The sequence below is a fragment of the Nonomuraea sp. NPDC050404 genome, from assembly GCF_040655495.1.
Taxonomy (GTDB): domain Bacteria; phylum Actinomycetota; class Actinomycetes; order Streptosporangiales; family Streptosporangiaceae; genus Nonomuraea.
The window spans coordinates 332,468-353,404 of sequence record NZ_JBFAKB010000003.1 but is presented as its reverse complement, the minus strand read 5'-3'; the positions used below and the strand labels follow the sequence as shown (position 1 = coordinate 353,404).

Annotated in this window: 18 protein-coding genes and 1 pseudogene; 13 read left to right on the top strand and 6 right to left on the bottom strand. The window is 71.6% G+C overall.

What is annotated here, in order from left to right; translation table 11 throughout:
* Positions 1 to 146 precede the first annotated feature (146 nt).
* From AB0I81_RS10065 to AB0I81_RS10035, 7 genes are read left to right on the top strand one after another with little or no spacing between them, the layout of a single operon-like run.
* Entirely contained in the window at positions 147 to 1,307 is a 1,161-nt protein-coding gene (locus tag AB0I81_RS10065) for an AfsR/SARP family transcriptional regulator (RefSeq protein WP_360653064.1), read from the top strand.
* A gap of 14 nt (positions 1,308 to 1,321) precedes the next feature.
* Positions 1,322 to 3,538, top strand: a complete 2,217-nt coding sequence (locus AB0I81_RS10060; RefSeq protein ID WP_360653061.1) for a hypothetical protein — start codon at positions 1,322 to 1,324, stop codon at positions 3,536 to 3,538.
* A 1-nt stretch (position 3,539) separates the two neighbouring features.
* Positions 3,540 to 4,487, top strand: coding sequence for a hypothetical protein (locus AB0I81_RS10055; protein ID WP_360653058.1), 948 nt, complete (start codon positions 3,540 to 3,542; stop codon positions 4,485 to 4,487).
* The gene (locus AB0I81_RS10050) at positions 4,484 to 5,500 is read left to right on the top strand and encodes a hypothetical protein (RefSeq protein ID WP_360653055.1); all 1,017 of its coding nucleotides are present in this window, start codon (positions 4,484 to 4,486) and stop codon (positions 5,498 to 5,500) included. The genes AB0I81_RS10055 and AB0I81_RS10050 overlap by 4 nt, the downstream gene beginning before the upstream one ends.
* Complete coding sequence (locus AB0I81_RS10045; protein WP_360653052.1) at positions 5,497 to 6,459, top strand: serine/threonine protein kinase; 963 nt, start codon at positions 5,497 to 5,499, stop codon at positions 6,457 to 6,459. The genes AB0I81_RS10050 and AB0I81_RS10045 overlap by 4 nt, the downstream gene beginning before the upstream one ends.
* Positions 6,456 to 7,145 (top strand): vWA domain-containing protein, encoded by a 690-nt coding sequence (locus AB0I81_RS10040; protein WP_360653049.1) that lies wholly within the window; start codon positions 6,456 to 6,458, stop codon positions 7,143 to 7,145. The genes AB0I81_RS10045 and AB0I81_RS10040 overlap by 4 nt, the downstream gene beginning before the upstream one ends.
* Entirely contained in the window at positions 7,142 to 7,816 is a 675-nt protein-coding gene (locus tag AB0I81_RS10035; protein ID WP_360653046.1) for a hypothetical protein, read from the top strand. Before AB0I81_RS10040 ends, AB0I81_RS10035 begins: the two co-directional genes overlap by 4 nt.
* Before the next feature lie 137 nt (positions 7,817 to 7,953).
* Here the strand turns inward: AB0I81_RS10035 and AB0I81_RS10030 are convergent, their stop codons facing one another.
* Positions 7,954 to 8,475 carry a TlpA disulfide reductase family protein gene (locus tag AB0I81_RS10030; protein ID WP_360653043.1) on the bottom strand — a complete coding sequence of 174 codons (522 nt, stop codon included), beginning with the start codon at positions 8,473 to 8,475 and terminating at the stop codon, positions 7,954 to 7,956.
* On the bottom strand, positions 8,475 to 9,035 hold the full coding sequence (locus AB0I81_RS10025; RefSeq protein WP_360653041.1) for a MauE/DoxX family redox-associated membrane protein: 561 nt from the start codon (positions 9,033 to 9,035) through the stop codon (positions 8,475 to 8,477). Before AB0I81_RS10025 ends, AB0I81_RS10030 begins: the two co-directional genes overlap by 1 nt.
* A gap of 264 nt (positions 9,036 to 9,299) precedes the next feature.
* Here AB0I81_RS10025 and AB0I81_RS10020 point away from each other — a divergent pair.
* A pseudogene (locus tag AB0I81_RS10020) lies at positions 9,300 to 10,679 on the top strand (BTAD domain-containing putative transcriptional regulator); the annotation flags it as partial.
* A 1,668-nt stretch (positions 10,680 to 12,347) separates the two neighbouring features.
* On the opposite strand, the gene AB0I81_RS10015 reads toward AB0I81_RS10020, so the two are convergent.
* Together AB0I81_RS10015 and AB0I81_RS10010 are read right to left on the bottom strand one after the other, a co-directional pair.
* Positions 12,348 to 13,184 carry an ABC transporter permease gene (locus tag AB0I81_RS10015; RefSeq protein WP_360653038.1) on the bottom strand — a complete coding sequence of 279 codons (837 nt, stop codon included), beginning with the start codon at positions 13,182 to 13,184 and terminating at the stop codon, positions 12,348 to 12,350.
* Positions 13,181 to 14,167, bottom strand: a complete 987-nt coding sequence (locus AB0I81_RS10010) for an ATP-binding cassette domain-containing protein (protein WP_360653035.1) — start codon at positions 14,165 to 14,167, stop codon at positions 13,181 to 13,183. The genes AB0I81_RS10015 and AB0I81_RS10010 overlap by 4 nt, the downstream gene beginning before the upstream one ends.
* Positions 14,168 to 14,362: 195 nt before the next feature.
* Between AB0I81_RS10010 and AB0I81_RS10005 the strand changes: the two genes are divergently transcribed.
* From AB0I81_RS10005 to AB0I81_RS09995, 3 genes are read left to right on the top strand one after another with little or no spacing between them, the layout of a single operon-like run.
* Positions 14,363 to 15,751: a hypothetical protein gene (locus AB0I81_RS10005; protein WP_360653032.1), complete on the top strand. Its 1,389-nt coding sequence runs from the start codon at positions 14,363 to 14,365 to the stop codon at positions 15,749 to 15,751.
* A 59-nt stretch (positions 15,752 to 15,810) separates the two neighbouring features.
* Positions 15,811 to 17,034: a MoxR family ATPase gene (locus AB0I81_RS10000; RefSeq protein ID WP_360653029.1), complete on the top strand. Its 1,224-nt coding sequence runs from the start codon at positions 15,811 to 15,813 to the stop codon at positions 17,032 to 17,034.
* Positions 17,031 to 18,317, top strand: coding sequence for a VWA-like domain-containing protein (locus tag AB0I81_RS09995; protein WP_360653026.1), 1,287 nt, complete (start codon positions 17,031 to 17,033; stop codon positions 18,315 to 18,317). The genes AB0I81_RS10000 and AB0I81_RS09995 overlap by 4 nt, the downstream gene beginning before the upstream one ends.
* Before the next feature lie 4 nt (positions 18,318 to 18,321).
* On the opposite strand, the gene AB0I81_RS09990 is transcribed toward AB0I81_RS09995, so the two are convergent.
* The gene (locus tag AB0I81_RS09990) at positions 18,322 to 18,540 is read right to left on the bottom strand and encodes a hypothetical protein (protein ID WP_360653023.1); all 219 of its coding nucleotides are present in this window, start codon (positions 18,538 to 18,540) and stop codon (positions 18,322 to 18,324) included.
* 146 nt (positions 18,541 to 18,686) lie between these two features.
* Here AB0I81_RS09990 and AB0I81_RS09985 point away from each other — a divergent pair, with 146 nt between their 5' ends.
* Both AB0I81_RS09985 and AB0I81_RS09980 read left to right on the top strand, forming a co-directional pair.
* Positions 18,687 to 19,502: a PAS domain S-box protein gene (locus AB0I81_RS09985; protein WP_360653020.1), complete on the top strand. Its 816-nt coding sequence runs from the start codon at positions 18,687 to 18,689 to the stop codon at positions 19,500 to 19,502.
* On the top strand, positions 19,486 to 19,944 hold the full coding sequence (locus tag AB0I81_RS09980; RefSeq protein ID WP_360653017.1) for a hypothetical protein: 459 nt from the start codon (positions 19,486 to 19,488) through the stop codon (positions 19,942 to 19,944). The genes AB0I81_RS09985 and AB0I81_RS09980 overlap by 17 nt, the downstream gene beginning before the upstream one ends.
* On the opposite strand, the gene AB0I81_RS09975 is transcribed toward AB0I81_RS09980, so the two are convergent.
* A complete protein-coding gene (locus AB0I81_RS09975) occupies positions 19,941 to 20,921 on the bottom strand; it encodes an LLM class flavin-dependent oxidoreductase (RefSeq protein ID WP_360653014.1) in 981 nt (326 codons plus the stop codon). The two genes, AB0I81_RS09980 and AB0I81_RS09975, sit on opposite strands and share 4 nt — an antisense overlap.
* Positions 20,922 to 20,937 lie beyond the last annotated feature (16 nt).

The window sequence follows — 20,937 nt, the reverse complement described above, 5'->3', positions numbered from 1 at the left end:
TCTTTCTCCTTTGTCTTCGGGAAGCCCTTGTGCGTCCCGCTGGATAAAGAATCGGATAACGCGTTACGAGGTCGGGTGGGCGAGTGAGTGTAAGGCCGGTCATAGGTCCGTCATAGGAATACTCCAACTACGGGGAGAAGTGGGCCATGCAGTTTCACCTGCTGAATGGCATGCAGGCGTTCGAAGGGGACGAGCCCGTTGAACTGGGGGATCGGCAGCAGCGCCTGATGTTGGCCCTGCTGCTGCTCGCCGAAGGCAGGCCGGTCACCATCGAGCAGCTCATCGACAAGATCTGGGGCGACGACCCGATCAAAAGTGCCCGCCGGGTCCTCTCGCATTACGCCAGCGGCCTGCGTCAGCGGCTGGGGAAGCCACTGCTACCGACACACCAGATCGGTTATGTGGCGAAAGTCGGCAGGGAGCAGGTGGACGTGCACCGCTTCCACGACTTCGCCGCGGAAGCGCGGCCACTGCTGGGCGCGGACGATTCGCAGGCCACGTACCTGCTGCGCAAGGCTTTGCGGCAGTGGGGCCGCGGACTGCTGCCGGGCGAACCGCTCCATGGGCTGCCCGGCCCGGGAGCGGCGGGCGCGCGGGCCCGGCTGCTGGAAGATCATCGGGCGGCGCTCCTTGAGTGCCTGGTGGCCGAGCTGCGGCTCGGGCGGCACACGCAACTCGTGCCCGAACTCCAGGACCTCGCCGAGGAGTTGCCGCTGGACGAGGACGTGACGCGGCTGCTGATGCTGGCGCTGCACCGTGCGGGCCGCTCTTCCGACGCGCTCGCCGCGTACGACGGCCTCCGCCGCACCCTGCTGGAGCTCGGGACCGATCCCGGCGCTCCCGTTCAGGCGCTGCAGCAGCAGATCCTGCGGCAGGACCCCGTCGTCGCCCCGCCCGCTCATTCCTACGAAGTCAATCCCCCTGGAGCCACCATGCGGTCATCAGCCGAGATCGGAAAAGACGCCGCCCGCCTTGTCACCGAGGCCGTCAGAGGAGAGTCCTGGATGAGCCAGCCCGTCGAGATGCTGGAGCTGGTCCGCGTTCACTTCGCCGGCGACGCGGACGCGCAGCGCACGCTCGCGCGGGTCGAAGCCGACCCCGCGGACATGGTGGCCGTCGCAGCGCTCGGACGCGTGCTGGAGGCCTGCCTCGACCGGGACCAATCCTTCCTGAAGGCTGCCCGGCTGCTGGTCGAGCAGGCGTCTCGGGCGAAGGCCGGCGGGCCGTCGATCTCCGCCCGCCTGATCAAGAACGCCAGCGTCTACCACGCGCCCGTGCACTTCTCGGGCGACTTCAACATCTCGTAGGGACAGGTGACCGGATGAGCCAGCAGACCGAAGAGCCGCCTGTCAAGGAGAGCCCGGAGGCGGCGGGCCAGGAACCACCCCCGCAGCCCGAAAAGGACAAGGACAAGGGCAAGGACGATGGCGGGCCGGTCAGCGAGCAGGACGGGCTGCAGGCGCTGTGGGGCAAGGGCAATGACGAGGCGGAGCGGGCGGAGCGTGCGGAGGCGGCGCGGGCGGCCGCCATCGCGGCCCGGGTCATGGAGCAGCTCAGCGACGATTCGCGCGGCATGCGCATCAACACGCTGGCCCTGTTCAACGACAAGGTCGACTTCGGCGGCGGGTTCAGCATCGGCGGCGAGGAGCGGCGCGCGGGGCGGCCGACGACGGAGGTCCGTCCGACTCGGCTGGCCCGCTGGACGGAGGGCTATGTGCCCGTGCCGCACTTCGGCGAGGCGCTGCGAATCCTCGCCGAGCGCCGGCTGCTGATCCTGGCCGCACCGCCCGGCGGCAGGAAGGCCACGAGCTGGAATCTGCTGGCCACGGTGCTGCGGGAGCAGCCGGGCGCCGCCTATTACGAAGTGCGCGACGCCTCGGAGCTGTGCGACGTGCGGTGGAAGCCCAAGCGCGACGGCGGCTACCTCGTCCATGACGGTCTTCCCACGGGACTGGACGCGTCCCTGATCGACGAGCAGTGGATCGAGGACATGACGGTCTGCCTGCACGAGCACGGGAGCTACCTGGTGCTGGTGACAGGTCCTCCCAGAGGCGCGCTGGTACAGGCCGGGGGTGGCTCCGCGCAGGTGCTGACCGACCTCGGCCGGCTGGACGCGGTACGGCTCATCGAGCGGCGGGTCCACGGCCGCGACCCCTCGCCGGAGGAGTCGGCGGAGTTGCGCCGCCGGCTCGGCGAGGCGGGGGCGCTGGAACTGCTGCGCGAGGACCACCGCCCACGCACGGCTCTGCGTCTGGGCGACGCGATCCGCGAAGGCTCGGACCTGACGGCGTGCGTCCAGGAGTTGCGGGATCCGACCGGGCGCGTCCACGAGTGGTTCACTCGGCACCGTACATCAGAGACCGTGAGCTTCGCGCTGGCGGCGGCGGTGCTGGACGGCGCCACCTACCTGACGGTCTCGGATGCCGCCTCGGCGCTCTACGAGCGGCTGGTGCTGCCTGCGGAAGCGCCTTTCGACCTGCGCTTCCGTGAGCACATCGCGACGGAGCACCCGTGGGTGCAGCTCACGCTCGGCTCCGGCGAGACACCCGGCGACGTGGCGCCGCGCGTGCGGTACGACAATCCCCTGGTACGGCAGGCGGTGCTCGGTTTCGCCTGGACCTACTTGGACGGGCAACGTTCGGCACTGGTCAGTTGGATGCGCCGGCTCGTCACGCATGCCGACGTCGATGTTCGAGCGCGGGTGTCCGTTGCCGCCGGCGTCATCGCCTGGAGCGACTACTCGCACGCCCTGCACCGCTACCTCAAGTCGTGGGCCGAGAACCCGTCGCTCGTCGTGCGGCAGAGCGCGGCGACGGCGCTCGACGTGGCGGGCGGGCATCCCGACCTCACCGAGGCCGTGTGGATGCTGCTGGAGACGTGGGTCGCGGAGACGGACAGGGCCGAGCAGCGCCGCCGCGGCGTGACGGCGGCCGCGACGCTCGGCGGCAGCCTGGGCGTGGCGCGGCCGGAACGCGCGGTCAAGGCGCTGCGCGTGCTGCTGGACCGTACGAACGACTGGGGCACGCTCCTACCGGTCGGCAAAGCCCTGTTCCACCTGGTCGAGGGTGGGTGCGCCGGTGAGGTGCTGGCGGGGCTGCTGGCCTGGTCGGAGCCGCGGGCGTCCACGGAGTTCGCGGCGAAGGCGCTGTCGGCTTTCGCCTTCCTCGCGGCCCGTCCTGCTGAGAGTGCGGGTACGTCCGGCGTACCGCTGCTGCTGGCCGGGGCCGAGCGGCATTGGCCCTCGCTGACCGAGCTCTGGGCCCGAGCCCTGGACCGCAAGCCCGCCCAGGACCAGGCACTCGAAACGCTGCGCGGCTACCTGGACGAGCACGCGCACCGTGACGACCTGGCCTACCGCGACGCGCGCCGCCTCGTGCTCGAAGTGGCCGGCCGGTCGGAGCGGCACCGCGAGCGGCTGCGCCACCACCTCGGCGCATGGGCCAGGGCGGCCGGCCGCCCGGACCACCCCGCCGCCCGTGTACTCGCCGACCTCGCCCGTCCCTCATACGTCCACTCATACGGCAATGGAAGGACCTGACGTGGAGGAATACACCTACAACCCGATCACGAAGAGCACGAGCCTGCCTCTCGTCCTGCCGCGCATGCCTCTGCGCCCGCCCGAGCCGGGATCGGCGCTGGTGCTGGCGCCACGCAAGGGCCCCCTGCTGACGATCAGGCATGGCGAGGCCATCCCGGCCGCCTGGTACGGCAGCTACCGGCACGCCTACCTGGTGGACACCACCGAGCACCGGCTCGTCCTGCAGATGCCGCTGCTCAGCCAGGACCCGGCCTTCGGCTTCCCGAGCCTGATCCGGCTGAACTGCCGGGTCGAGAACCCCGCCGAGATCGTGGTGCGCGGCATCGTGGACGTCAGCGCCGCCCTGCGCCTGCCGCTGCAGCGCATGCTCCGCCAGGTCTCGCGCAACTACGACATCGGCGAGCTGCACCTGGCCGAGGACGCGCTGAGCGAGTCGGTCCGCGTCTTCACCGGCGACGACGCGATCCGGCTGCGCAACATCACCGTCGAGCTGGTCGTGGACGGCGACGAGGTGCTGGCGAGCGGGCGCAGGTACCGGGAGATCGAGCGGGAGACCCGTCTCATGGAGATGCGCAGGGAGCGCCATCTGCGCATGCTGCGCAAGGACGGCGCGGAGGGGCTGGTCGCCGAGATCATGGAACGCGAGGGCCCTCGGGCCGCCTACGACATCATCGCGAGTGCGGAGCGGGAGGAGCGCGACGAGCTGCTCGCCGCGTGGAACAAGATGGTGGAGGGCTCTCACAGCGAGGAGCGCGAGCCGTGGGAGTTCCTGCAGGCCGAGCGGGCTCTGCGGGACCGGCTCACCGGCGGCTCAGCCGCGCCTTTCGGCGGGATCCGCTCCAGCCGCCTGCGCGGCTCGCTCGCGGTCGACGCGGAGCAGATTCCCAGCCGTGCCCCCAGCCGAGTGAGGGGGCTGCCGCATACGCGGGCCGAGGATACGAACGAGTGACAACCGTGCTGATCGAAGGCGTGCTCGCCGGTCCGGGCGAGGGGACGGTCTGGTGGTACGACAGCGACGACGTTCTGGCGCTCGGGGTGTGGACGGAGCGCTCACGTGGAGGAGGCGAGGACGCCGAGCCGCTGTTCGCCCACCGCGTACCGACGGCTGAAGGGGTCCTCGGGGTGTTCGACGGGCTGGGTGGTTCGGGCGCGGGAGCGGCGTGCGAGCTGAGCGACGGGACGACGCGCAGCGGGGCATGGGTGGGGGCTCGGCTGGCCAGGCACGGTGTCGCGTCGTGGTTCCTGGGCGGACGCGCCCAGGAGTCGTTGCGTGCACGGCTGGTCGAGGTGTTGGGAGCCGTTCCGCCGCGTCCCAGCAAGATCGTCAGCGGCATGCGCAGGTGGCTCCCGACGACCATGGCCGCCGTACGCTACCGGCTCACCGGCGACCAGGCGGAGTGCCGCGTCCTGTGGGCGGGCGACTCCCGGGCCTACGTCCTGAGCCCCGGCCAGGGGTTACAGGCGCTCACCAGGGACCACACCGACGAAACGGACGGCCTGGAGCAACTTATCTGCGATCCGCCGATGACGAACGTGATCTGCGCCGACCAGGAGTTCACGATCGACGCGCAAGTGCTGCTCCTGCCGCTGCCGAGCGTCCTCGTCTGCGCCACGGACGGCTTCCACGGATACGTGGACACGCCCGCGCACTTCGAATGCCACCTGCTGCGCACCATGCAGGAGTCGCGGGACACGCGCGAGTGGGCCGAACGGCTGGCGCGACACGTGTCGGGCTACACGGGCGACGACGCCTCACTCAGCCTCGTGGCCCTGGGTGGTTACGCGGACTTCGACCGGCTCCGGGCGAGCTTCGCCCAGCGGGCCGAACAGGTCGAGGCGCGTTACGGGGCGGATGACCGCCCAGCGGAGGAGGGGGCCGCCGGTCGGTGGCGGAGGCGCACCTGGGACGAGTACCGGCCGGACTACGAACGACTCATGCCGCCGCCGGCGGAGCCGCTATGAGGGTGGGCGACGTCATCAGGGGTTACCGCATCGTCAGCGAGCCGACCAACAGCGGCGGCGGACGCTGCGTGTGGGCCTTCGCGCAGCGCCACGGGCGCGACTACTTCATCAAGCGGTTCCTGGATCCCAAACGCCCGAAGGAGGGCTCCACGGCGAGCGTCAGGAGCGTGCGGCTACGGCTGGAGGCGTGCGAGGAGTTCGAACGACGGCACCGGACCATCATGAGGCTCCTGCGGCCGGACGCCGTCGGCGGCGGAAACCTGGTGCTCGCCCTCGACTTCTTCCACGACGGCACCACGTACTACAAGGTCACCGAGCGGATCCACTCCGTACGGACGCCACCGCCGCGCGCGCTCACACCGCCGCGGAAGGCCGTGCTGCTGCGGACGCTGGGGCTCAGCGTCGGGCTCCTGCACGGCATCGGCGTCGTGCACGGCGATCTGAAGCCGGGCAACGTGCTGGTCGGGCGGAGCGGGGCGGGCGCGTACCACACCGCCAAGCTCATCGACTTCGACGACGCCTACGTGTCCGGCCGCCCGCCCGCCCCGGACGACATCGCGGGTGACCTGGTGTACGGGGCTCCGGAGTGGCACCGCTATGTGCGCGGCGACGCGGACGTACGGCCCGAGTGGCTGACAACCCGGACCGACGTCTTCTCGCTCGGGCTGATGACGCACCACTATCTGACGGGTGCGCTGCCGGGCTTCGGTGACCGCTACGCGTCGCCTGCCGACGCCCTCAACGACGGCGCCGAACTGCGCATCGACGAGCGGCTGAGCGCCCCGATGCGAGGGCTGCTCGCGGCCATGACGGCGCGCTCGCCCGACGCCCGTCCTGACACCGGTGCCTTTCTTGCGGTGCTGCGGGATCCGGCGACGTGCGAGGTACGCGCCCCCTGCCTGACGTCGCCGGGATCACGAGTGCGGATCAACAGGCCAACGAAGGAGAGACAGCCATGACGAGCAACCTGCGGTACGCGGTGGACATCGTGCTCTGCGTCGACGTGACCGAGAGCATGGCCCCGGTGCTGGACACCGTCAAGAAGAGCGCCCTCACCTTTCACGAGCGGCTCAACCTCGTGATGGGCGGCAAGGGCAAGGAGATCAGCCGGCTGCGGCTCAAGGTGATCGCGTTCAGGGACTTCGGCGACTTCGCCGAGGACGCGATCGAGGAGACCGAATTCCTGGTCTTCCCGGAGCGGGCGGCAGACTTCGATCGGTGCGTCCGCGAGTTGCACGCGTCGGGCGGCGGCGACGTGCCGGAATCCGGACTGGAGGCGCTCGCCCTGGCCATCAACGCCGACTGGGAACGCGGGCTGGACCGGCGGCGCCACGTCATCGTGATGTTCACCGACGCCCCCGCCCACCCACTGCACGCGCCGCAGGCCGTCACCGCACACACCTATCCGCGGGACATCCCACGCGACCTGGACGGGCTTTTCGAGCAGTGGGGGTACGCGAGGAGCCAGGCGGCCGTCATGGAGAACGCGGCCAAGCGGCTGGTCCTCTTCGCGCCGGACGCCTACCCGTGGACCGAGATCACCGAGGAGTGGAACATGACCCTGCACTTCCCCTCCGTCGCCGGCCAGGGACTTGCGGAGCTGGAACTTGACGAGATCATCGACACGATAGCCAACAGTCTGTGACCGGTGTGACGACGACCTGGCGATGCTCGCTGTGCGACGTGTGGAACGCGACCGCCGACACCTCGTGCCAGTGCTGCGACACCGTACGCCGCACCGTCACCGAACCCGCACCGGCCCTGTTCTTCGCCCCGCCTCCCCCGCCGGTGATGCCCCCGCCGCCTCTGCCAGCCTGGAGGCCGCCGCCTGCCTACCGCTCATCCTCCACCGGCAGCTTCACCGGATGCATGGTCGCCCTACTCACCGTAGCCTTCCTCTGCTCGCTCGCCCTGCTGCTCGTGCTGCTCGCCGGTGTCAGGGCGCGGGCGCCGGCGAGCGCGCCGCTGCCCGACCCTCCCATCAACCCGACGCCGGCCGTACAGGCAGTCACCTGTCCTGACCGGGTTACGCTGCTCATTCCGGCCGACGCCGCCGACCTGGTGGTCGCCTACGACGCGGGCGACAAGCACATCGTCATCTGCCGCACCGCGACCGGAGAGCTGTACTACTACGGCCAGTACATCGGCCGGGACGGTACGGGGCTGCTCATGTCCGCGCAGGAGACCGCGGCGGGCTTGCTGGCTCGCAACGGCTCCTACCTGTACGAGATACGAGGGGATGAGGTGGTGGTCAGCGTGGACGGCCGCGAGATCGTACGGGAACGCCTCGTCGCCACGTCCCCGCGCTTTCCCTGAGAGAGGTGGAGCCGGTGGAGGTGGAAGGGCGAGGGGGCGTCGTCGTCCGGAAAGCGGCGGCGGATCATCTGGCCCTTCATCCGGCCGCCGTCAGGCCCCGGTATCCGCCCATGAGGCCCGGCGCCGCGCGGAGGCGATCATGTGCGGGCGGGCACCACGTGGTCAAGGTCGTGGGCGAGTACGGTGCCGTCGGCGCCGACCACGTAGAGGGTCGGGAACCCGGTGACCCGGAGGGTCTGTTGCAGCGGGCCCGTCGCGAGCGGCTCCACGACCACGTGGGCCACCTCGCGCAGCCGTGCCACCTCGTCGGCGGCCTTGTCGTCGCTGCCGGTGACGACGATCGCGAGCGCGTTCGCGGGATCCAGCCTGGCCTGCTCGATGAAGCGCGGCAGCAGTTCTTTGCAGGGCGGGCAGGTCGGGGAGAAGAACCCGATCAGTGCGGGTGTGCCGAGGAGCGCAGAGCTGATCGGCTCGCCGTCCACGGTCGTGGTCTCGAACTCCGGCAGGCGCGCGCCGATCGGCAGGCTGTCGGGAAGGCTCATGAGGGTGTCCTGCCGAGCGGACATCGTACGGAGTCGGCGGATGATGCCGACCGTGAGCAGGAGGTTCAGCACGCACAGGACGGTGAGCGCGGCGATGGCCGCGGCGAGGTACATCATCAGGTTCTCTCCCCCGGGACGAACAGATCGGCGATGTCGTCAAAGAAGACCAGGACGACGGCGGTCGTCAGCGCCACCGGCACCGCGACCGCCAGCCCGGCGACCGGCAGCGGCCCGGTCACGGCGGGTGCGGACAGGCCCAGCGCCACCACCACCAGGAGCAGGGCGTTGCGCACCAGGTGCACGCCGCCGAGCGGGGTTTCGGACCGGCCGAAACAGCGGCAGGCGACGCGCAGACCGCGCCACCGCGTGACGGCGATGCCCGCACTGAGCACGACCAGCAGTACTCCGGCCAGCGCCAGGCCGAGCCGCGGCCACGCCGGCACAGGCGTGGCCGCGGCCACGGCCACGGCCGCGGCCACCCCACCCGCTGCCAGCACGGTCACGATCACCTCGCCCGCCGCCAGCACGGCGGCGACCGCGTACCGGAAGGGCCCCGGCACCATGACCAGCGACGCGACGAACGACCTGAAGGCCGCGCCGGTACGGAGTTTCGTGAACGCCGAGATGGCGAACACGATGGCGATCGACAGCTGACAACCCGTTGTCACCACGGACATGGAGCGAAATCCTGCAGTGGCCCGTTAGCGGTCGGCTAGCGCGGCGTTAGCGCGAGCCCCCGATCACGCATAACCCCACAGCGAACCGCCGATCACGAATAGCCCCACGGCGAATAACCTCACAGCGGGCCGCCGATCATGAATAACCCCACCACGGGCCGCCGATCGTAAGCTGAAGGTGTGTCCTGCGCATTGGTCCTGCTCGACGGCGTCCGCTGGCAGGGTGTACGCGTGGTGGGCGATCGCGCGCACACCCTCCTGGCCATGCTCGCCCTGCACGACCGCGCGGGAGTCAGCGACGAGCGGCTGGTCGAGGAGCTGTGGCCGGACGAGCCGCCGGCCAACCCGACGAAGGCGTTGCAGGTGGTCGTCTCCCGGACCAGGGCGGCGACCAGCGCCGACGTAGTGGTGCGGATGACGCGCGGCTACCGGCTCGGGCTGCCCGCAGGCCAGGTGGACGCGCTGCGGCTCGGCGAGCTGGTGGAGCAGGCGCGGACCGCGCTGGGCGAGGACGACATGACGCTCGCGCGCGGCCGCGCGGAAGAGGCCATGGCCTTCATGAACGGCGGCCTGGACGGCGCGATGGGCGCGCTCGCCGAGCTGAGGGGCGTCGCGGCGAAAGGGGTGGCCGAGGCGCGGCGGGTGGCGGCGATCGCGCGGGGCCGCGGCGGCGCGCACGAGAGTGCGTTGCCGCTGCTGGAGGAGGCCGCGGCCGATCGGCCGCAGGACGAGGAACTGCTCGCCTGCCTGCTGCGCAGCGAGGCCGCGGTACGTGGCGTCGGGGCGGCCCTTGAGCGCTACGAGCGCCACCGGACGGACCTGGCGGCCAGGCTCGGCACCGGGCCGGGGCCGGAACTGGCCCGCGTGTACGCCGAACTCCTGGCCGCCGATCGCCCGGTACGCGCGGGCATCCTGTTCGACGGCTCCTCGCTGCTCGGCCGCGACGACGACATCCGCGCCGTGCACGCCCTGACGCAGACCAACCGGGTCGTCTCCATCGTCGGCCCGGGCGGGCTGGGCAAGACGCGGCTGGCCCATGTGGTCGGCAGGAACGCCGCGCAGCCCGTCGCGCACTTCGTCGAGCTCGTCGGCGTGTCCTCGCCGGAGGGCGTGGTGGGCGAGGTGGGCTCGGCGCTGGGGGTACGGGATTCGGTCAGCGGGCGCCGTAACCTGAGCCCCGAGCAACGCTCCGACGTACGCGCCAGGATCGCCCAGCATCTCGGCCAGGCTCCGGCGCTGCTGATCCTGGACAACTGCGAACACGTGATCGAGGCCGTCGCCGACCTGGTGGCCTTCCTCACCGTGACCACCCGCGACCTGCGAGTGCTCATCACCTCGCGGGCGCCCCTGTCGATCCCGGCGGAACGCGTCTACCTGCTCGGCGAGCTGCCCACGGGCGACGCGGTGGAACTGTTCCGCCAGCGGGCCACGGCCGCCCGGCCGGACGTACGGCTGGACGACAGGACCGTGGAGGAGGTCGTGGTCCGGCTCGACGGGCTACCGCTCGCGATCGAGCTGGCCGCGGCCAAGGTGCGGGTGATGTCGGTGGAGGAGATCGCGCGGCGCCTGGCGGACCGGTTCGCGTTGTTGCGCGGAGGGAACCGTACGGCGCCTGACCGGCACCAGACTCTGCTCGCGGTCATCGACTGGTCGTGGAACCTGCTGGAGGAGCCGGAACGGCGGGCTTTGCGGTGGATGTCGCTGTTCGGCGACGGGTTCACGCTGGCTGCGGCCGAGCGCGTACTCGGGCCTGACGCCCTGCACGTCGTCAACGCGCTGACCGAGCAGTCGATGCTGAGCGTCCGCGAGACGGCCTACGGCCTGCGCCACCGGATGCTGGAGACCGTCAGGGAGTTCGGGCGGATGCGGTTGAAGGAGGCCGGGGAGGAGGAGCCGGCGCGGGCGGCGCAGCGGGACTGGGCGACGGCGTACGCACTCGAACACACCCCCCGCCTGTTCGGCCCGGCGCAGTTCGCGGCGGTCGACGCGTTGCACGCCGAGGAGGGCAACCTCGCCGACCTGCTCCGGCAGGCCCTCAGCGAGCCCGATCCCGTCACGGCGATCCAGTTGCTGACCGGCGTCGGCTCGTTGTGGTCGGTCCGCGGCGACCACGTCAGGATCCTCGTGCACCGGGACGCGATCGCTCAGGTGATGACCGGCTGGGTGCCGCCGCCGGAGCTGGTGGAGGTGACCAGGGCCGCCGTGCTGATCACGCTCATGAACACCATCGTCGTCACCGACCGCCTCGCCGATCCGATGCTCCGCCTGCTCCGTTCGCTGCCCATGAGCGACACGATGGATCCTTTTCTGAAGGCCATGGCCACGGTGCTGCTCGCGTCCAGCACGGACGACGACGCCGGCATGCGCCGGCGGCTGGCGCGGTTGCGCCAGAGCACCGACCGCGCGGTCGCCCTGGTGGCCTCGCAGATGAGCGCCCAGATCCTGGAGAACGCGGGCGAGGCGGACGAGGCGATCGAGGCCGCCGAGCGGACCCTGACGTTGCTGCGCGGGGATGAGGGGCCGTGGTTCGGCGCGATCGTTCACGCCATGCTGGCCCACCTGATCATGCAGCTCGGCGACCGGCGGCGGGCCGTCGAGCACGCGCGGGCCGCGCTTCCCGTGCTGAACCGGCTCGGCGCCACCGACGATGAGACCCAGCTCCGCGCGGTGCTGCTGGTCTCCGCACTCGCCGACGGCGACCTCGACCTCGCCGAGGCCGAGCTGGCCCAGATGAACCGGATCAACAACGCCGAGACGGTGCTCGGCGGGATGGCGCTCGCCTCGTTGTGCGCGGCCGAGCTCGCCCTGGCCCGAGGTGAGACGGCCGTGGCGCTCGCGGAGTACCGGGTGGCCGTCGGGCGGGCGCGCGACCTGCGGCTGCCTGGGCGCATGCGCGTGGTCACGCCGTGGTCGATGGTGGCGGAGTCGGTCGCCCTGACGGCGTTCGCGCACCACGCCCCGCCGCAGGATGTCCCCTACGGCGAGGAACTGTTCCGCGACATTCTCGGCTACGACCTGCTGACCGAGGACCCCAATCTCGACTATCCGCTGTGCGGCTCGGCGCTCTTCGGGCTCGGTACCTGGGGGCTGCTGCGCGGGGCCATGACGCCCCGCGACGCGATCGGGCTGATGGTGCTGGCCGAACGGTTCGCCTACAACAACAGCATGCCCGGCATGACCTTCGAGCGGATCGAACCGTATGCGGAGCGCGCCGCGCCCGGGATGCTCGCCGAGGTACGGGCCGGGTACGGCGACCGGCGCGGCGCAGCCCTGCTCGACGAGGCGCGCGGTCTCGTCGAGAAGGTGCGTGGCTTACATGTGCCGCTTGTAGCTGCGTACCGAGAGCGGGGCGAAGATCGCGATGACGATCAGGCACGCCAGCAGCGTCCAGGCCACCTCCCCGCTGATCAGGGCGCTGTTGGCCAGGTCGCGGGCGGCGGTGACCAGGTGTGAGACCGGGTTGATCCGGACGAACGCGGCCAGCCAGCCGGGCAGGGTCTCGACGGGCACGAACGCGTTGGACAGGAACGTCAGCGGGAACAGGATCATCATGGAGATGCCCTGCACGGCCTGGGCGCTGCGGGCGATCGTGCCGACCCAGGTGAAGACCCAGGCCAGCGACCACCCCGTGACGATCGCCAGCAAAATCGCGGCGAGCACGCCGAACACCCCGCCGCCGGGACGGTAGCCCATCACCACGCCCATGCCGAAGGTCAGGGTGGCCGCGATCGTGTAACGCAGCAGGTCGGCCACCATCGGGCCGGCGAGCGGCGCGATCCGGGCGATCGGCAACGCCTTGAACCGGTCGAAGACGCCCTTCTCCATGTCCTCGCGCAACTGCGTGCCCGTGGCCATGCAGGTCGTCAGCACGGTCTGGGCGAGGATGCCGGGAATCATCAGCGGCAGGTAGCTCTCCACGTCGCCGGCGATGGCGCCGCCGAAGATGAAGGCGAACATGGCGGTGAACAGGATGGGTTGCAGCGCCACGTCGAAGAACTGTTCCGGGTTGCGGCGCATCTTCTTCAACGCCCGCCACGCCATCGTCAGGGTCTGGCCGACCGTCTCCCCCGGGGAGACGCGCCGCTTGGCGGCGGCCACGCGGTCTGCGGCGCGGAACGCCTCGCGGGCCGGTGCGATCGTGGTGGTCATCGGTTCTCCTCCAAGGTGTCGGTACCGGTCCCGTGGCCGGTGAGGGCGAGGAACACCTCGTCCAGGCTGGGCTTGGCCACGCTCACCGAGGTGATCGACACCCCGGCGGTGCGCAGCGCGATCAGTACGTCCGCGGCCAGGTCGGCCTGGTCGAGGGCGACGTTGAGCCTGCCCTGCTCCGGACTGAGCACCGGCTCGGAGCCGAGGACGCGCCGCACGACCTGCACGGCGACGGGCACCTCCCCCGGCTCGGCGAGCAACAACTGCAGGGTCGAGTCGCCGACGGCGGTCTTCAGCTCGTCGGGGGTGCCCTCGGCGACCTTGCGGCCGTGGTCGATGACGGCGACGCGGTCGGCGAGCTGGTCGGCCTCGTCCAGGTACTGCGTGGTCAGCAGCACCGTGCAGCCGTCGGCGACCAGGCCGCGGATGGTGTCCCACATCTGGCCGCGCGTGCGCGGGTCGAGGCCGGTGGTCGGCTCGTCGAGGAAGATCAACGGTGGCCGGGTGATCAGGCTGGCCGCCAGGTCGAGGCGGCGCCGCATGCCGCCGGAGAACTGCGAGATCGGCTTGTCGGCGGCGTCCTCCAGGCCGAACTGGCCGAGCAGGTCGGCGGCGATGCTCCGGGCGCGCGGCGCGGCGACGCCTTGCAGGCGGCCGAAGAGCCAGAGGTTCTCGCGGGCGGTCAGGTTCTCATCGACGGAGGCGTACTGGCCGGTGACGCCGACGAGCTGGCGGATCACGTGCGGGTTGCCGGCCACGTCCACCCCGAAGATCTCGGCGCGGCCCGCGTCGATCTTCAGCAGGGTGGCCAGCATCCGCAGTGTGGTGGTCTTGCCTGCGCCGTTCGGGCCGAGGACGCCGAAGATCTCGCCGGTGCGTACGTCCAGGTCGATCCCATCGACGGCGCGGTGCTCGCCGAACGTCTTGGCGAGCCCTTGCGCGCGTACGGCCACCTCGGCGCGCCCTGGTTCTGTGATGGTCATGACCTCAAGCTTCGGCGGCCCCGGTTTCACCGCACCCTCGACCGGGTTTCACCGCGACCGGAACCCGCAGCAGCCCGCCCGTGAGCAGGGCCGATGAGAATGGCTTGACGGATGTGCCGCGTGAAGTTGTACGCTGATCACGATGAATATCTCCTCCAGCAGATTGGGGGTCCCGTTCGCAACAGGTGAGTGCTGATGCGCTCAGAGACTGCGAACGAGGATTTCCGCCTCCTGTTCTGGCTGCACGCGCGCGAGTTCGCGGTGCCGCCTTCCATGATCGAAACTGCCACCGCCCGCCGTGCGAGCGGGGACTGGGCAGGAGCGTGTGCCGCGGCCCACGTCGATGTCGATCTCAACCTGCGCTCCGTGGCCGGCGCCCATGGCCGGGAGTTCGTCGCGCGCATCCGCGATGATCTCCGCCATCTGGCTCCTGACCTGCTGCGCTGGCACATGCCGAGAGTCGCGCCCGACGGGTTGTTGCGGCCCGGCCTGACGCTCTCCCTCGCCCGGTACGGGCCGGCGGAGCAGGGCCGCGGGGGCACGGTGCACCTGGTGGCACGGACCCCGCCCGCCTGGGCCGCCGCCGGTCAGCGGATCAGCCTGGCCCTGTGGGACGACTCCCGATCGGGGGCCGGCCTCCGGGGCAGCGGCCGGCCCGGTGCCGGTCTCCATCCGCATGCCCGTCCGCACCGGCGTTTCCGCCTCGACCTGCACCGCCACCTGTGGGACGTGCGCAGGACCGATGAGCTGCGGGTCCGCTCGGGCGCGGACCGGCGACCAGCTCACCCGGCCGCGCCGCCACCACCCGGCCGGTCACCGGGGGTGGACACGCTGCCGGAGCCCGGCTGTGCCGTGGACCGGTGGGCGGCCGAGGCGGCGATCCTGCTGCGCGCGGACGGACACGCCGGGGACGCGGTCGCCATCCGGCTCGGCGGGCGGCGTCAACTGGTGCTGCGCCTGAACCACGGGCTCCCGGACCAGGCCGGGTGTGGCACGCTGCCGATGTTGCCCGACGCGGCGACCTGGGTGCTGCCCGACCTGGCGTTGTTGCGGGCCGGGCTGATCGAGGCCGACCGGCTGCACCCGCTCGTGGCTCCGGCGCTCGTACCGGATCATTCGCCGCCGCAAGGCCGGGAGCGGGCAGGCGGCCCGATCGTGGTCGAGTGCCGTGGCGCCCGGCACCGGCTCGGGCTCGTGGACGGGGTGCTCGTGCCGCTGGACCACGATCAGGACGAGATCCGCCGCGAGCGACTGCTGGCCGACCTGACCGGCACCCCGCTGCCCTGCCTGCGGATGATCGTCGAGGCCCACCGCGATCCGGGGTGTCTGGACGACATCCGCGCGCGCCTGGACCACGGCGACACCGCCGGCGCTCTGGCGGCCGTCGAAAGCCTGCTCGGACCCGGCGCGACGCTGCCCGGCGGCGCGCTGCGGGACGAGTTGGAGGCGGCGGCGCGGCGGCAGGTCGCCCATGGGCTGTTCCGTACCGGCCTGGTCGAGCTCGAACAGGGCCCGGCCGCCCTGCGCAGCCGCCGTCCCACGCGCCGCCGCACACAACCACGCCACACTCTGCCGCCGCGCTGACCCCGGCGGACCTTCCGCGCCTCACGCCCGACCAGACCTCCAAAGGTGATCTCATGTCTATGACCACGTCTCGTTCCACCCGGCTGGACGTCGCCGCCGACCTCCTTGCCCTGCTTCAGGACACCACCACAGAACCCCGCGCCGACCTGCAGTTGGACGCTCTCACCCTGGCCGTCGCGGCCGACCTGCCGGTGCTGCTCTGGGGTGAACCGGGGATCGGCAAGACCGCGGCCCTGCAACAACTCGCCGTGGCCCTCGGCCTGCCGCTGACCACGGTGATCGCCAGCGTGCACGAGCCGTCCGACTTCTCCGGCCTGCCGGTGATCGGTGACGACCCGGCCGTGCAGGGCGTACCGATGGCTCCGCCCGACTGGGCCGTGAGCCTGGCCCGCGCGGGCCACGGGCTGCTCTTCCTGGACGAGTTGTCCACCGCGCCGCCCGCCGTCCAGGCCGCGCTGCTGCGCCTCGTGCTGGAGCGGCGGGTCGGCGCGCTGCGGCTGCCGGCCGGCGTCCGGATCGTGGCCGCCGCCAACCCGCGCTCCTCCGCGGCCGACGGCTGGGAGCTGAGCCCGCCGCTGGCCAACCGTTTCGTGCACCTGCAGTGGCGGCACGACCACGAGGTGGTGGTACGCGGCCTCGGCGGCACCTGGCCGCGGGCGTCGCTGCCCCGGCTGGATCCGGGGCGGCTGCCGGAGGCGGTGACGTTCGCCAGGCGCGCGGTGACCGGGCTGCTCGCCGCCCGGCCCACGCTCGTTCACCGGCTGCCGGGCAACGAGTCCCAGCGCGGCGGCCCGTGGCCCTCGCCGCGCAGCTGGGAGATGGCGCTGCGCCTGGTCGCCTTCGCCACCGCGGCGGGCGCGTCCAAGGACGTGCTGTCCATGCTGGTACGCGGCACGGTCGGCGACGGCCCCGGCCTGGAGCTGCTGGCCGCCATGGACCGGATGGACCTGCCCGACCCCGAGTCGCTGCTGGCCGACCCGGCGGGCGCCGACCTGCCCGAACGCGGCGACCTGCGCCAGGCCGTGCTCGACGGCGTGGTCGAGGCGGTCAGGCGGCGGCCGGACAAGGATCGCTGGGACGCGGCATGGACCCTCCTGGTACGCGCGATGCGCACCGGAGCCCCCGACCTGGTGGTCGTGCCCGCCTCCACGCTGGCCGCGCTGCGCCGCGAGGACTGGGACGTCCCGGCGTCGATCGAAGGGCTGGCCGGGGTGGTGTCCCTGGGCAGGCGGGCGGACGAGGTGGCGGCCCGGGTCGCGGCCGGCGCGGGCAGCGGCCGATGACGACGCCCCGCACCGGGAAGGTGGCAACGCCCCGCACCGAGAAGGTGGCAGCGCCCGGCACCGAGAAGGTGACGGCGCTTGACACCGAGAAGTTGTTCGCCGCCCGGCTGTACGCCGCCCGGGTCCGCCCCTACCTGGCGACGGCGCTGTTCGCGCTGCACACGGTGGAGTCGCGGCAGGTGCCCACGATGGCCGTGGACAAGCACTGGCGGTGCTACGTCTCGCCGGCGTTCGTCGCCCGTTCCTCCGTGCAGAAACTGGCGGGCGTGTGGGTGCACGAGGTCTCCCACCTGCTGCGCGACCATCACGGCCGCAGCGACCGGGTCGCCGCGGAGCGCGGGCTGAGCGGCCCGGGGGAACGGCTGCGGATGAACATCGCCGCGGACTGCGAGATCAACGACGACGTCTTCGGGCACGGACTGGCCCGGCCCGCGGACGCCGTACATCCCAAGAAGCTCGGACTGCCCGCCGGCGAGCTCATGGAGGACTACCTGCACCTGTTCCGGCTCGGGCCCTACCTCCAGGAGCTGGTCTGGCTGGAGTGCGGCAGCGGCGCCGACGGGCTGGAGCGGGAGTGGGAGCTCGGGCCGGAGGGCGCGCACGGGCTCACCGCCCAGGAGCGGGACGCGGTGCGTTTCCGGGTGGCGCAGGGCATCAACGCCCGCCCGGGGGATGTGCCGCAGGGGTGGCGGCGATGGGCCGAGGAGGCGTTCCATCCGCCACAACCGTGGCGGGAGCTGCTCGGCGCGGCCATCCGCTCGGCGGTTTCGGGACCGGGGGCGGGTGAGGACTACAACTACGGCCGGCCGTCACGGCGCTCCGCCTCCCTGCCCGGCGTGGTACTGCCGAGCCTGCGGCGCAGGCCGCCCCGGGTCTGCGTGGTCATCGACACCTCCGGGTCCGTCAGCGACAGCGAGCTGGGGAGCGCGCTGCTGGAGGTCGCCGCGATCGTGCGCGCCGTGGGCGGCCGGCGCGACCTGGTGAGCGTGCTGTCGTGCGACGCGGCGGCCCAGGCCGTGCAGCCGCTGTGCCGTGCCGAGGGCATCGCGCTGGTGGGCGGTGGCGGCACGGACCTGCGTACGGGCGTCGCCCGGGCGCTGCGGGCGAGCCCGCGACCGGACGCCATCGTGATCCTCACCGACGGGCAGACCCCCTGGCCGGAGTCCCGGCCTGCGTGCCGGACAGTGGTGGGGCGGTTCGTGAGAGAGGCGGGATCGCGGGACGAGCCCAGGTACCGGCCGGACGCGCCACCCGCATGGGCGCGGGTCGTCGACATCGGCTGACCCGCTATGACGTCGCCGCCACCCGCTGCTGGTCCTCCAGCAGGCCCACGACGGTCTCGATGTCGTTCGCGCTCACCGTCTGGTGCATCCCCTTGTGGATTTCTTCGTCGTCGAGCCGGACGCCACGCCTGGTCGCGTAGAGCACACCTTCGTCGCTGTAGAAGAACGACCAGTCGGGAAACGCAGTACGGAGAGTGTCGACGTCGTAGCCCAGAGTAGTCATGCGGTCACTCTAACGAGCCATCCCGCGCCCGGTCCAGACTGCGATTTCCCCGCCCATCGGCACGAATCGGGACCCCACGATGACGGGGTCTCGCACCTCTTTCATTACGCCGCCAAAAGCTAACTATATGCATTAATCTAGCGACCGTGAGTAACGGAGACGTCACCGGTACGGCCTCCCGTACCCTCGCACGCATCCTGCACCGCATCGGCCGGAGAGGCGCCTCGCTGGCCTTCGTGGGATTGTTGTGCCAGGCCATCGCGGCCTCCTTAGCCTTCGCCCCGGCCACGCAGCGGGCCACCCCCGGCTACGCCATGTTGTCCACCGTCGTACCGCTGCACGTCTGGGCCCTGGCCTGGTGCGCCGTCGGCGCGCTGTGCCTGGTGCAGATGTTCATGCGCTCGGACCGGATCGCCTTCGCCGCCGCCACGGCGCTGCTCCTGCTGTACGGCCTGGTCTACCTGATCTCCACCTTCACCGGCGACAACCCGCGCGGCTGGGTGGGCGCGGCCGTCTGGCTGGCGTTCGGCGGCTGGATCGCCCTGATCGCCACCTGGCCGGAGGCCGTCACGCTGCACCGGCTGCCCGAGGCCATGCCCGGCGGCACGGCGGCCGTGATCGTGGCCGACGCCACCGGGGTCATCGTGTCGTGGAACCCCCAGGCCGCCGTGTTGTTCGGCTGGCGCACCGAGGAGGCCGTGGGCCGGCCGCTGACGATCCTGATGCCGCCGCGTCTGCGCGAGCGGCACACCGCCGGGCTGGCCAGGGTGCGCGACAACGGCGCCTCGGAGCTGGCCGGGCGGATCATCCCGCTGGTCGGGCTGCGGCGCGACGGCAGCGAGTTCCCCATGGCGCTGACGGTCAACGCCTGGCACGGCGCCGACGGAGACGCGTCCTCAGGCGGCCGTCTCTACACGGGCGTGATCAGGCCACTCGGAGGCGGCGATGCCGACGTTCACTGACATTCTCATCCAGATCGGGATCGGCGGCGTCCCGCTCGGCGTGGCCTACCTGGCTTTCCGCTCGGCCACCGACGCGAACAGGAAAGGCCAGCAGACCGCGCTGCTCCAGGTCGAACGGCAGGCCGAGCTGGAGCGTTCCAAGGTGGACGCGGAGGCGTTCGTACGCGCCAAGACGATCTACGAGGACGCGCTGAACCAGATGGAGAAGCAGCTCGCCCGGATGCAGGGCCAGGCGGACCAGGTGACCGCCGACCTGGCCGGCGAGCAGACCGCCTCCACCGCCATGCGCGACCAGATCCGCCTGTTGCAGGCGCAGATCAGGGCGCTCGAACGCACGGTGGTCACGCTGCGCGCGCAACTGCTGGCGGCCGGCCTGGCGCCCGCGCCGACGTCCGAGACCACCGGCCCCTACCAGCTACGACATCCGCCGCAGACCGGCTAACCGGCGTGCACCTCCGCCAGGAGTTCCGCCGAGCGCATCCACGCCTTCCTGTCGGGCGCCGAGAACGCCACGATCAGCTCATCGGCGCCGGTGTGCTCGGCGAACCAGTCCACGTACGCCTTGACCTCGGCCCGGTCGCCGACGGCCGAGTACTTGGCCATCTGCACGAGCTGCTGCCCGGCGGGCGAGTCAAGGATCATGTCGGCCTCCTCGGTCGTGAACGTGCGCCCCCGCCCGAGGAACTTGCTCACCCGCAGCCGCTTGGAGGCCAGGAACTGCTCCTGCGCCTCCTCGGTGGTCTCCGCCGCGATCACGTTCAGCGCCGCGATCAGGTACGGCCGGTCGAGCTGCGCCGACGGCTTGAACTCCTGCCGGTAGACCGCGATGGCCTCCTCCAGCGCGGCGGGCGCGAAGTGCGAGGCGAACGCGTACGGCAGCCCGAGCGCGGCGGCGAGCTGGGCCCCGAACAACGAGGAACCCAGGATGTAAAGGGGCACGTTCGTCCCCCTGCCCGGCGTGGCGTGCACGCCGGGGATGCGGGTCTCGCCCGTCAGGTAGCCCTGCAGCTCCAGCACGTCCTGCGGGAAGGAGTCCGCCGAGGCGTGGCTGCGGCGCAGCGCCCGCATCGTCTGCTGGTCGCTGCCGGGGGCGCGGCCGAGGCCGAGGTCGATGCGCCCCGGGTGCAGCGTCTCCAGCGTGCCGAACTGCTCGGCGATGGTCAGCGGCGAGTGGTTCGGCAACATGACGCCGCCGGCTCCGAGGCGGATCGTCCGCGTATGGGCGGCCACATGGGCGATCAGGACGCTGGTGGCCGAGGAGGCGATGCTGTCCATGTTGTGGTGCTCGGCGTACCAGATGCGCCGGTATCCGAGCTCCTCGGCCCGCTGGGCCAGGGCGACGGTGGCGGCGAAGCTGTCGCCCGCCGTCTCGCCCTCGCCGATGTGCGCCAGATCCAGGATGGACAGCGGCAGAGCCATGAGTACGCGCCTTTCG

What these genes read in the sequence shown, in the direction of transcription:
- AB0I81_RS10060 (WP_360653061.1), top strand. Translation starts at nt 1,322, where the DNA reads ATGAGCCAGCAGACCGAAGAGCCGCCTGTCAAGGAGAGCCCGGAGGCG.
- AB0I81_RS10030 (WP_360653043.1), bottom strand. Translation starts at nt 8,475, where the DNA reads ATGATGTACCTCGCCGCGGCCATCGCCGCGCTCACCGTCCTGTGCGTG.
- AB0I81_RS10005 (WP_360653032.1), top strand. Translation starts at nt 14,363, where the DNA reads ATGCGCTCAGAGACTGCGAACGAGGATTTCCGCCTCCTGTTCTGGCTG.
- AB0I81_RS09990 (WP_360653023.1), bottom strand. Translation starts at nt 18,540, where the DNA reads ATGACTACTCTGGGCTACGACGTCGACACTCTCCGTACTGCGTTTCCC.
- AB0I81_RS10025 (WP_360653041.1), bottom strand. Translation starts at nt 9,035, where the DNA reads ATGTCCGTGGTGACAACGGGTTGTCAGCTGTCGATCGCCATCGTGTTC.
- AB0I81_RS10010 (WP_360653035.1), bottom strand. Translation starts at nt 14,167, where the DNA reads ATGACCATCACAGAACCAGGGCGCGCCGAGGTGGCCGTACGCGCGCAA.
- AB0I81_RS09995 (WP_360653026.1), top strand. Translation starts at nt 17,031, where the DNA reads ATGACGACGCCCCGCACCGGGAAGGTGGCAACGCCCCGCACCGAGAAG.
- AB0I81_RS10040 (WP_360653049.1), top strand. Translation starts at nt 6,456, where the DNA reads ATGACGAGCAACCTGCGGTACGCGGTGGACATCGTGCTCTGCGTCGAC.
- AB0I81_RS10045 (WP_360653052.1), top strand. Translation starts at nt 5,497, where the DNA reads ATGAGGGTGGGCGACGTCATCAGGGGTTACCGCATCGTCAGCGAGCCG.
- AB0I81_RS10065 (WP_360653064.1), top strand. Translation starts at nt 147, where the DNA reads ATGCAGTTTCACCTGCTGAATGGCATGCAGGCGTTCGAAGGGGACGAG.
- AB0I81_RS10000 (WP_360653029.1), top strand. Translation starts at nt 15,811, where the DNA reads ATGACCACGTCTCGTTCCACCCGGCTGGACGTCGCCGCCGACCTCCTT.
- AB0I81_RS09980 (WP_360653017.1), top strand. Translation starts at nt 19,486, where the DNA reads ATGCCGACGTTCACTGACATTCTCATCCAGATCGGGATCGGCGGCGTC.
- AB0I81_RS09975 (WP_360653014.1), bottom strand. Translation starts at nt 20,921, where the DNA reads ATGGCTCTGCCGCTGTCCATCCTGGATCTGGCGCACATCGGCGAGGGC.
- AB0I81_RS10015 (WP_360653038.1), bottom strand. Translation starts at nt 13,184, where the DNA reads ATGACCACCACGATCGCACCGGCCCGCGAGGCGTTCCGCGCCGCAGAC.